Consider the following 10,010-nt stretch of genomic DNA (forward strand, 5'->3'; position numbering starts at 1 on the left):
GCCGTTCACTGCGGACGGGCGGAGAGGGGTGGGGATGTGGCATGACGGGCCGGCGTTTCACGTCAGTCCATTTGTGGAGGAAGCCCCTTTGAGAATCCCCGCGCTCACCATCGTGGCGGCGCTCGCCGCGACGGGTTGCTCCAACGGCAGCATCACCCAGAACCGCGAGGCCCAGGCCCGCATCGCCGCCAACGCGGCGAAGACCCAGCTGGCGCCCTTCAAGGGCTCCGACGCGCTCGCGGGCACGCCGGACGCCTTCAAGGCCCTGTGCAAGGCGGACCTGGAGCGCGCCCAGGCACAGGTGGTCGCGCTGAAGAAGCTGGACGCGAAGACGAACGGGCAGGCGGTGCTCAAGGCGTATGACGAGGCGCAGACGGCGCTCATCAACGCGTCCAACCGCTCCAGCCTCACGCACGAGGTGCACCCGGACGCCGCCATGCGCGACGCGGCCCGCGAGTGCGAGCAGCAGGTGGACGCGGCCAACGTGGCGCTGTCCCAGGACCGCGGCGTCTATGACGCGCTGTCGCTGGTGGACCTGTCCAAGTCGGACGAGCCCACGCGCCACTGGGTGGACCGCGCGCTGCTGGACTTCCGCCGCGCGGGCGTGGACCGCGACGAGCCCACGCGCCAGAAGGTGAAGGCGCTCAACGACGAGATCCTCAAGCTGGGCCAGCAGTTCGGGCAGAACATCGCCGAGGACATCCGCACCGTGGCCTTCACGCCCAAGGAGCTGGACGGGCTGCCGGAGGACTACAAGAAGGCGCACGCGCCGGGCGCGGACGGCAAGGTGGTCATCACCAGCAACTACCCGGACTACTTCCCGTTCATGACGTACGCGAAGAACGCCAAGGCGCGCGAGAAGCTGTGGCGCGCGTACCGGCAGCGCGCGTTCCCGAAGAACCAGGAGGTGCTCTCCCAGCTCATCGAGAAGCGCAACGAGCTGGCGACGCTGCTGGGGTACGCGCACTGGGCGGCCTTCACCACCGAGACGCGGATGACGCGCACGCAGCAGGCGGCCTCGGACTTCATCGACCAGCTGGCGCAGGCCACGGAGGCCCGCGCGAAGAAGGAGATGGCGGAGCTCCTGGCGCGCAAGAAGAAGGATGTGAAGGGCGCCACCATGGTGGAGCCGTGGGACCAGGACTACTACGAGGACCGGGTGCGCGCGGAGCGCTTCGGCTACGACTCGCAGACGGTGCGGCCCTACCTGGAGTACGCGCGGGTGAAGGACGGCGTGATGGCCATCACCTCCAGCCTCTGGGGCGTGGCCTTCCAGCCGGTGAAGGACGTGAAGACGTGGCACGCGGACGTGGAGGCCTATGACGTCCTGGAGGGCGGCAAGCCCCTGGGCCGCATCTTCCTGGACATGCACCCGCGCAACGACAAGTACAAGCACGCGGCGCAGTTCGACCTGATCACCGGTGAAGCCGACAAGCGGCTGCCGGAGGGCGTGCTGGTGTGCAACTTCCCGCGCCCCGGCGACCTGATGACGCACGACGAGGTGGGGACGTTCTTCCACGAGTTCGGCCACCTGATGCACGCCGTCTTCTCCGGGCACCAGAAGTGGACGCCCATCTCCGGCATCTCCACCGAGCGCGACTTCGTGGAGACGCCGTCCATGCTGCTCCAGGAGTGGGCGCAGCAGCCGGAGGTGCTCAAGAGCTTCGCCAAGCACCATGAGACGAACGAGCCCATCCCCGCGGAGCTGGTGGAGAAGCTGCGCGCGTCGAAGGAGTTCGGCACGGGCCTGTGGGCGCGCCGCCAGCTGTTCCTGTCCGCGGTCAGCCTCCAGTACTACTCGCGCGCGCCGGGCTTCGACACGGCCGCCGTCCTGGCGGAGCTGCAGAAGAAGCTCAGCCCCTTCCGCCACGAGTTCCGCGACGGCACGCACTTCGAGCTCGCGTTCGGACACCTGGATGGGTACTCGGCCGCGTACTACACGTACCTCTGGTCCAACGTCATCGCGAAGGACCTGGAGTCCGAGTTCCAGAAGAACGGCTACCTGGACCGCGACACCGCGATGAAGTACCGCCACACCGTGCTGGACCCGGGCGGCTCCAAGCCCGCCGCGGAGCTGGTGCAGGACTTCCTCGGCCGGCCGTACGCCTTCGAGGCCTTCCGCGCCTACCTGGACGGCGCTGGCGCGAAGACGACGGGCACCGCCAAGGACACGAAGTAGCCGACTCCCTCGCGGCGCGGTGGCAGGCTTCGCCACCGCGTCGCGCACGCTTCACCCGCTCGCGGAACTTCTCTTCTCCTCCCGGGCCCGCGCGGTCGCTCATCCCCGCCCCGGGGATGGAGCCCGCCGTCCGGCCGTCATCACCCGAAGGTTGGAGAGGCTTTTGCTTTGAAGCGCGCTCACCGGCGGCCTCGTGTGGAGGCCGGGTGGAGGAGTGCGTGACGTGAGGGTTCGGGGTCGGACATGGAAGGGGGTGGCCCTCGCGGGGATGCTGCTCGCGGGCTGCGACGCGCCCCTGCCGAAGGCCCGGGTGCTGCCCGGTCCTCCCGACGGCACGCCCGTGGATCCGCTGGACGTCCAGTGTCGCTCGCAGCCGCGCGACCCGGGCCGCGTCACCCTGCACCGCCTCAACCGCGCCGAGTACGACAACACCGTGCGCGACCTGCTGGGCGACACCCGCGCGCCCGCGTCCGACTTCCCGCCGGACGACCACGGCTTCGGCTTCGACAACAACGCGGACGTGCTCAGCATGTCCCCGCTGTTGATGGAGAAGTACTCGCGCGCGGCGCAGCAGCTGGTGGAGACCGCGTGGGCGAAGGGCACGCTGCGCACCTGCGCGCTGGACCCCGCCGCGCCGGAGCCCTGCGCACGCACCCTGCTCCAGGACTTCGCCCGCCGCGCGTGGCGACGGCCGGTGACGCCCGGCGAGGTGGACGCCCTGGTGCGCTTCGTCGCGCTGGCGCGGCAGCAAGGAGATGCGCCGGAGGTGGGGGTGAAGCTGGCGCTGCGCTCGGTGCTGGTGTCGCCGAACTTCCTCTTCCGCGTGGAGCTGGACCCCACGCCCAGCTCCACCGCGCCGCACCCCGTGAGCGACACGGAGCTGGCGAGCCGCCTGTCCTACTTCCTCTGGAGCAGTATGCCGGACGAAGCGCTGCTGAAGGCTGCGGAGGCCGGCCGCCTGCACGAGCCGGAGGTGCTGGAGGCGCAGGTGCGGCGCATGCTGGCGGACCCCAGGGCCCAGGCGCTGGTGGACAACTTCGCCGGCCAGTGGCTCTACACGCGGGCGCTCGACTTCGCCCAGCCGGAGTCGCACTACGGCTTCGACGAGCCGCTGCGCCAGGCGATGCGCCAGGAGATGAAGCTCTTGTTCCAGGAGTTCATCACCGGCGACCACCGGCTCAAGGACCTGCTTGACGCGAACTTCACCTACGTGAACGACCGGCTGGCGGCGCACTACGGGCTGCCCCCCGTGGGCACCGACGCGATGACGCGCGTGAGCCTGGAGGGCCACCCGGAGCGCGCGGGCCTCTTCGGCAAGGGCTCGCTGCTCACCGTCACCGCCAACGCGGACCGCACCTCGCCGGTGAAGCGCGGGGTGTGGGTGCTGGAGCAACTGCTGTGCAAGGCCCCGCCACCGCCACCGCCCGACGCGGGTGGGCTGGCCCCGGCGGTGGACCCCACGCTCAACATCAAGGAGCGCATGCGGCAGCACCGCGCGGACGCGTCGTGCTCGGGGTGCCACGCGCTGATGGATCCGCTGGGCTTCGGCATGGAGAACTTCGACCCGGTGGGCCGCTGGCGCGTGAAGGAGGAGGGCGGCGCGACGGTGGACGCCAGCGGGGAGCTGCCCGGGGGGAAGAGCTTCCGGGGCGTGGTGGAGCTGCGCGCCGTGGTGAAGCAGGACCCGGACCTGTCCGCGTGCATGACGCGCCACCTGCTGTCCTACGCGCTCGGCCGGGGCGCGGAGGACGCGGACCGCTGCACCGTGCGCGACATCTCCAAGGACGCCGAGTCGCGCGGCGGCCGCCTCTCCGACTACCTGCTCGCCATCGTCCACAGCGACGCGTTCCTGCAACGGCGTGGCGAAGCCCCGGAAGGAGCGAAGCCATGAGTCGCCCACCCGTCCTGTCCCGTCGGACCCTGCTGCGGGGCGTGGGCGCGCTGATGGCGCTGCCCCTGCTGGACGTCATGCGCCCGCGCGTGGCCCGCGCCGCGTCTCCCGCGCCGCGCCGCTTCGCCGTCTTCTACACGCCCTGTGGCATCCACATGCCGAAGTGGACGCCCAAGGCCGTGGGCGCGGACTGGGCCCTGACGCCCACGCTCGAGTCGCTGGCGCCGGTGAAGGGCGACCTGCTCGTGCTCAGCGGGCTGAACAACCTGCCGGGCCTGCCGGACGGCGACGGCCACCACGCCGCCGCGACGGCCGCGTTCCTGAGCTGCGTGAAGGCGCGCAAGACGGAGGGCACCAACATCCGCACCGGCGTCTCCATGGATCAGGTGCTGGCGCGCGCCGTGGGCAAGTCCACGCGCTTCGCGTCGCTGGAACTGGGCATCGACCCGGGCAAGGGCATTGGCAACTGCGACTCCGGCTATGCGTGCCCGTACGCGAACAACATCGCCTGGGCGGGACCGTCCACGCCGGTGCCCAAGGAGACGCGGCCCCGGGCCGCCTTCGACCGGCTCTTCGCGGACTTCGACTCCAGCGCCACCCAGGAGGAGCTGGCGAAGCGGCGTGCGTATGGCCTGAGCATCATCGACACCGTGCGCGACGACGCGAAGGCGCTCGAGGGGCGGCTGGGCACCACGGATCGCCGCAAGCTGGACGAGTACTTCACCGGCGTGCGCGAGCTGGAATTGCGCGTCAACGCGATGGAGGGCGCAGGCCCCTCGTGCGGCGCGGTCGCGCCGCCCGAGGACACCGGGGACCTCCGCGAGCGGACGAAGGCGATGCTGGACCTCATCGTGCTCGCGTTCCAATGCGACCTCACCCGCACGTGCACGTTCATGCTGGGCAACGCGCGCAGCCAGCGCGTGTATTCGTTCCTGGGGCTCTCCGGTGAGCACCACGCCTATTCGCACCACCAGAAGGCCCAGGCCAACTACGACGCGCTGGCGAAGATCGACCGGTGGGAGGTGCAGCAGTACGCGTACCTCCTCCAGCGCCTGAAGGGCGTGCAGGAGGAGGGCGGGACGCTGCTGGACCACAGCGCCGTGTACTTCTCCAGTGAGATCGCGGACGGCAACATGCACGAGCACAAGAACCTGCCCATCCTGCTGGCGGGACGCGCGGGCGGGGCCATCGCGCCCGGCCGGCACGTCCGCTACGAGGGCCTGCCGCTGGCCAACCTATACATCTCCCTGCTGCGCATGTTCGGCGTGCCCACGAACACCTTCGGGGACGACGGCACGGGGCCCCTGCCCGGCCTGGACGGGTAGCATCCGCCCAGGCACCCGGGGCCTCCTGTCCCGCTCACTTGTCGCTGCGCGGCGGGTCGCGACGCGGGATGATTCCGCGCATGGCTCTTCCTGTGTTCCGCCGCGGGCTCGCCCTGTTGCTGCTGACTCCGTGGCTCGGCTGTGTCCCCAGTACGCAGTCCGCGCGTCCCGTGTCCGCGTCCACGAAGAGGTCCGCGACCAACGCCGCCGCGCGCAAGCTGCCCGCGCCCACGCCCACCCCCGCGCCGCCGGAGGGCACCCGCAAGCCCGTGCCGTCCGCCGCCGACCTGAAGCGCGACATGGTGTCAGCGCACAACCAGGCCCGGGCCCGGGCCTCGCGTCCCACGCCGAAGCCCGCGCTGCCGGAGCTGGTCTGGTCCGACGAGGCCGCGCGCAAGGCGGAGGCCTACGCGAAGGAGTGCCGCTTCGAGCACAACCCGGACCGGGGCGCGTTCGGGGAGAACCTGGCCGCCGCGACGCCGGACACCTGGACCACGGCGCAGGTGGTGAAGAGCTGGGCGGACGAGTCCGCGGACTACGACCCCGCGCGCGGCACCTGCGCGTCCGGGAAGATGTGCGGCCACTACACGCAGGTGGTGTGGCGCACCACGAAGGCGGTGGGCTGCGCGACGCGGCTGTGCACGAAGAACTCGCCCTTCGGCTCGAACGTGGGCACGTGGCAGCTCTGGGTGTGCAACTACGCGCCGCCGGGCAACTGGGTGGGCCAGAAACCCTACTGACGCCCTGCTGACGCCCTACGAAGCCGCGAGCGTGATGACCTCGATGCCATCCGCCGTGCCCACCGCGAAGCGGCGGTTCGCCGGGTCCATCGCGAACGGCGGCGGGGACGGCAGGTGGTGGCGGATGCTGCTCAGCGCCAGGCCCGTGTCCAGGTCCGCCCAGCGCTGCACGACGCGGCCCGTGGCGCGCTCCACCAGCTTCGGGTGCCGGTGGAAGTCCACGACGTGCTCCGAGCCCACGACCATCAGCGGGCCCGCGGGCTCCTCCAGCGGCACCTCCGACAGCTGCTTCCGGTCCGCGAGCGAGTACGTGCCCAGGAAGAAGGTGTCGCCCTCGCGGGACTCGTCCACGCGGACGAAGACGAGCGTGTCGCGCTGGGCGAAGGTCCCGGAGAGCAGGAACATGCCCTGCTCCACGCCGTCCATCAGGTCGCCCCGGTCCAGCGCGGCGGGGTCCTCCAGCGCGCGGGGCACGTCCACCACCGACATCGCGTCCACCGGGTGCCAGATCCACCCCGCGCTCGACAGGTAGCGCCCGTCCGGGCTGAACTGGAGCCGCGAGTGGAAGAAGTCCACCGGGTCGTTGGTGCGCTTCGTGAGGCGCTCGCCCGTCGCGGCGTCCTCCAGCTCCAGCACGCAGTAGGACTCCGGACAGTGGGCCAGGAGCGTGCGGCCGCTCGGGAGCGTGTGCAGGGCGACGGGGTAGTCGTAGACGTTCGCCTGGTAGAAGTCGCGCTGGAGCTGGCGCACCACGCGGGTGCCTTCGAGCAGCAGCCCCGCCGTCCCCAGCGATTCGTACAGCACGCTGTAGCGGCCGTCCGGCGACATCACCGCGCGGTCGAAGCGGTAGGCGAAGCGCACGTGCGGGTCGAAGCAGGTGCCGTCCAGGTGGTAGCGCACGGCGCCGCCCACCGGATCCACGAGCGCTTCGCCGCTCCAGCACAGGGAGGTCACGGCGGAGCGCGTCTTCAGGGTCTGTCTCTGGAAATCCATGGCCGCCGGGACGGCCACCACCGGGGGCCCCTGACATGGGGCCCCGGAGGTTCAGCCTGGAATCCGCGTCAGGAGCTGCCGCGCCTGCTCCTTCAGCTCCTTGTCGTCACCCTTCAGGACCCGCTGCACGTGATAGCGGGCCTTGTCCGGGTCGCTCAGGCGCAGGGCCAGCGCCAGGTTGAAGTGCGTGGCCGCGTCCTTCGGGTGCGCCTGCAGCACGGGGGTGAGGACGCGCACGGCGAGCGCCGGCCCCTCGCCCGGGACGTGGTCCAGGTAGTACACCGCGAGGTCGTTGGGGGCGCCCGTCTCCGTGGGCGCCAGCGCCACAGCCTCCTCCAGCAGCGTGCGCACGCGGCCGCGCTGGCCCGCGACGTCCAGCGCCCGCGCGAGCTGCCGGCGGGCCTCCACCGAGTCGGGCTCGCGCCGGAGCACCTCCTCGAAGAGGGGCAGCGCGTCCGCCAGCTTGCCGGCGAGCAGCGCGGACATGGCGTGCAGGCCGAGGTAGCGGGTGCTCTCCGGCGCCAGCTCGCGCAGCCGCACCGCGGCGGCCAGGGCGTTCTGCGGCAGGCCTCCGAGCAGCGACAGGTTGAAGACCTCTTCCCAGAGGAACGCGTCGTCCGGCGCCAGCGTCAGCCCGTCGCGCAGCTCCTGCAGGGCAAGCCCCAGGTCCCCCGTCTCCAGATACGCCCGCGAGCGCTCCCACTGCGCGCGGTAGGACTCCTTCACCATCATCACCCTCCGCCGGGCCGAGCCTCCGCCGGAGGACTCCCGGATGGGACGCTCAGCCCCGGAACATCTTGTGGAACAGCCGCATGAACATGCCCGACTTGGGCGCGGTCTCCGGGCGGCCGGACTGCTGGTGCTGGGCGTTCGCCTGGAGGTCCAGCTTCATCTTCAGCTTCTTCAGGTCGGGGTCGATGGAAAAGGTGCTGAACTCATCGTTCCCTTCCAGGGCCGTCTGGACCTTGCGCGCGCGGGATTCGTCTTGGCTCATGTCGCGTCTCTCCTGACTGGACAGGACACCCTAGCACAGCGCGGCAAGCGGCCTTCCATCGCAGCGACCGACTCCTGTCCGCTTGCCCGCACACCCACCCGCACGCGGATAATCGAACCCATGCGCCGTCCCTCCTCCCTCCATCACCTGTCCGCTGTCGCCCTGCTCACCCCGTGCCTCCTGGTCGCCTGCATCCCTGACGGGGATACGCCGGATCCGACCGTGGACGCGGGCCTCGACGCTGGCGCCACGAGCGACGCGGGCACCTCCGACGCGGGGCCCGTCGTGGGGCCGACGCAGTTCGCCACCGACATGCTGGAGGCCCACAACGCGGCCCGGGCCAGCGCCCAGCCGCAGCCGACTCCCGCCCTGGCCCCGCTCACCTGGGACGCCACCGTGGAGGCGGTCGCCCAGAAGTGGGCGGACAACTGCAAGTTCGAGCACAACCCGAACCGGGGCAACGCGGGGGAGAACATCGCCGCGGCCACGTCGGACTACCAGACGACGAAGGGCACGGTGACGGGCTGGGTGGCCGAGGCCGCGGACTACGACTACGCGAAGAACACCTGCACGGCGGGCAAGGTCTGCGGCCACTACACGCAGGTGGTGTGGCGCAACAGCACCCGCCTGGGCTGCGCGGTGAAGCGCTGCACGACGGGCTCGCCCTTCGGAGGGGGGAGCGCCGCGTGGGTCTTCTGGGTGTGCAACTACGCGCCGCCGGGCAACTACGCGGGCCAGCGGCCCTACTGACGCTTTCGCCGCGTCAGCGCTTGAGGGTGCGCGCGAGGAACGCGGACGTCTCCGCCCAGGCCGCCGCGGCGGAGCGTTCGTCGTAGCGCGCGCCGGAGGGGTTGGCGAAGGCGTGGTCCGCGTCGTACTCCAGGATGCGGCTGCGCACGCCCGCGTCCTCCAGCGCCTTCTCGAAGGCGCGCACCGTCTCCGGCGGGATGGACTTGTCCTTCGTCCCGAAGATGCCCAGCACCTGCGCCTTGATGGTGGACAGCTGCTGCGCGTCCGTCACCGGGTGGCCGTAGTAGAGGACCGCCGCGGTCAACTCCGGCACCGCCATGGCGGTGCGCAGCGACCAGCCCCCGCCGAAGCACCAGCCGATGCTGCCCGTGCGCGGGGCCTGGATGCGCGGGTCGCTCTTGAGGAACGCGTGCGCGGCCAGCAGCGTCTTCGTCGCCTGTTCGGGGTCCACCGCCTTCACGAGCGCGAGCGCCTCGTCGGGGTTCGTGCCCACCTTGCCGCCGTACAGGTCCACCGCGAGCGCCGCGTAGCCCTCCGCCGCCAGCCGGTCCGTCCAGTGCTGCACGTGCTCGTTGAGGCCCCACCACTCGTGGATGACGATGATGCCCGGCAGGGGGCCCTTCGCGTTCTCTGGCAGGCTCAGGTAGGCCTTCGCGCCCCCGGGAAGTTCGATCTCCTGGCCCTTGCGAGCAGGGGCCGCGTCGGTGCGCAGGGTGTGCAGCGCCTTGAACTCCTCCTCGGAGACGGCGCCCGTGGCGGACGGCGTGTTCGCCACCTCCGCCGGCTTGCCCGTCGCGCAGGCGCCCAGCATCAGCGCCGCCGCCAGCACCCACGTGAGCCTCTTCATGTCCGGCCTCATCGTCGTCGCGTCCTTTCAGGGCCCGGGGTTCTTCCATCGATTCGCCGGGCCCGTTGCGTGCTCGTGTCCGGGCGTAGCGCGCTGGGGACGGGGGCGCCAGGGGGTTGCCGCGAGCGTGTCGTCCTGGAACGCGAAGAGGGCCGGCGCGAGGGAGGGTGTCCCCCACGTCCGGCCCTCGTTCCGCCGCTCCCGTCACCGCGTTCGCGGCGCGGGAGCGATGGGTACGTCGGTGATTACTTCGTCGCGGGCGGGGGCGGCGTCTTGGCCGGGGCCTTGCCG

The 10,010-nt window shown here is 71.2% G+C and carries 9 protein-coding genes; 5 read left to right on the forward strand and 4 right to left on the reverse strand.

From position 1 onward, the window contains the following. Nucleotides 1–34 precede the first annotated feature (34 nt). The 4 genes from D7V93_RS28505 (at nucleotide 35) to D7V93_RS28520 (ending at nucleotide 6,135) form a co-directional block, all read left to right on the forward strand. Nucleotides 35–2,179, forward strand: coding sequence for a M3 family metallopeptidase (locus tag D7V93_RS28505; RefSeq protein ID WP_208723176.1), 2,145 nt, complete (start codon nucleotides 35–37; stop codon nucleotides 2,177–2,179). Nucleotides 2,180–2,402: 223 nt separating this feature from the next. Beyond that, nucleotides 2,403–4,070, forward strand: coding sequence for a DUF1592 domain-containing protein (locus D7V93_RS28510; protein WP_244237563.1), 1,668 nt, complete (start codon nucleotides 2,403–2,405; stop codon nucleotides 4,068–4,070). Then, complete coding sequence (locus tag D7V93_RS28515) at nucleotides 4,067–5,395, forward strand: DUF1552 domain-containing protein (protein WP_120646388.1); 1,329 nt, start codon at nucleotides 4,067–4,069, stop codon at nucleotides 5,393–5,395. The genes D7V93_RS28510 and D7V93_RS28515 overlap by 4 nt, the downstream gene beginning before the upstream one ends. A gap of 80 nt (nucleotides 5,396–5,475) precedes the next feature. Beyond that, nucleotides 5,476–6,135: a CAP domain-containing protein gene (locus D7V93_RS28520; RefSeq protein WP_244237564.1), complete on the forward strand. Its 660-nt coding sequence runs from the start codon at nucleotides 5,476–5,478 to the stop codon at nucleotides 6,133–6,135. Nucleotides 6,136–6,150: 15 nt separating this feature from the next. On the opposite strand, the gene D7V93_RS28525 is transcribed toward D7V93_RS28520, so the two are convergent. The 3 genes from D7V93_RS28525 to D7V93_RS28535 are packed head-to-tail and all read right to left on the reverse strand — an operon-like array spanning nucleotide 6,151 to nucleotide 8,122. Beyond that, nucleotides 6,151–7,128 carry a hypothetical protein gene (locus D7V93_RS28525; protein WP_120646395.1) on the reverse strand — a complete coding sequence of 326 codons (978 nt, stop codon included), beginning with the start codon at nucleotides 7,126–7,128 and terminating at the stop codon, nucleotides 6,151–6,153. 51 nt (nucleotides 7,129–7,179) lie between these two features. Then, nucleotides 7,180–7,860 carry a tetratricopeptide repeat protein gene (locus tag D7V93_RS28530; RefSeq protein WP_120646390.1) on the reverse strand — a complete coding sequence of 227 codons (681 nt, stop codon included), beginning with the start codon at nucleotides 7,858–7,860 and terminating at the stop codon, nucleotides 7,180–7,182. A 49-nt stretch (nucleotides 7,861–7,909) separates the two neighbouring features. Beyond that, nucleotides 7,910–8,122: a hypothetical protein gene (locus D7V93_RS28535; RefSeq protein WP_120646391.1), complete on the reverse strand. Its 213-nt coding sequence runs from the start codon at nucleotides 8,120–8,122 to the stop codon at nucleotides 7,910–7,912. Between the two features lie 120 nt (nucleotides 8,123–8,242). Here D7V93_RS28535 and D7V93_RS28540 point away from each other — a divergent pair, with 120 nt between their 5' ends. After that, nucleotides 8,243–8,872: a CAP domain-containing protein gene (locus D7V93_RS28540; RefSeq protein WP_120646392.1), complete on the forward strand. Its 630-nt coding sequence runs from the start codon at nucleotides 8,243–8,245 to the stop codon at nucleotides 8,870–8,872. A 13-nt stretch (nucleotides 8,873–8,885) separates the two neighbouring features. On the opposite strand, the gene D7V93_RS28545 is transcribed toward D7V93_RS28540, so the two are convergent. Next, on the reverse strand, nucleotides 8,886–9,719 hold the full coding sequence (locus tag D7V93_RS28545; RefSeq protein WP_120646393.1) for a dienelactone hydrolase family protein: 834 nt from the start codon (nucleotides 9,717–9,719) through the stop codon (nucleotides 8,886–8,888). Nucleotides 9,720–10,010: the final 291 nt, after the last annotated feature.

Origin of the sequence: Corallococcus llansteffanensis (genome assembly GCF_003612055.1) — a bacterium.
Lineage (GTDB): Bacteria > Myxococcota > Myxococcia > Myxococcales > Myxococcaceae > Corallococcus > Corallococcus llansteffanensis.